The 206-nt window shown below is 40.3% G+C and carries 1 protein-coding gene; it reads right to left on the bottom strand.

Features of this window, described 5'->3' with window-relative positions; translation table 11 throughout:
• Positions 1–102 (bottom strand): iron-sulfur cluster biosynthesis family protein (locus tag LJE08_RS15475; RefSeq protein WP_227403704.1); only part of this gene is annotated, 102 nt, incomplete at its 3' end.
• Between the last annotated feature and the right edge of the window lie 104 nt (positions 103–206).

Here is a 206-nt window from a genome sequence, read left to right as displayed (position 1 = left end):
AAACGGTCCGACGCCATCATCAAAGTCCAGAATCAGTTTGGAATCAGGCTGCAGGTATTTTTGCAGGCGCTGCTGAGCTTGAGGAGTAAAGGTAAGTTTCATGATTAGAACCTCGCTTTTGATTTTTTATCAGTTTATGCTTATTTTTAGTAAGTGTAAATTTTAATGCTCAGCGACAGTAAAAAGTCCCCGTCCCAAAATAACGG

Origin of the sequence: Holdemanella sp. DFI.5.55 (genome assembly GCF_020593575.1) — a bacterium.
Classification (GTDB): Bacteria; Bacillota_I; Bacilli_A; order Erysipelotrichales; family Erysipelotrichaceae; genus Holdemanella; species Holdemanella hominis.
This window is presented reverse-complemented; position numbering and strand designations above follow the sequence as displayed.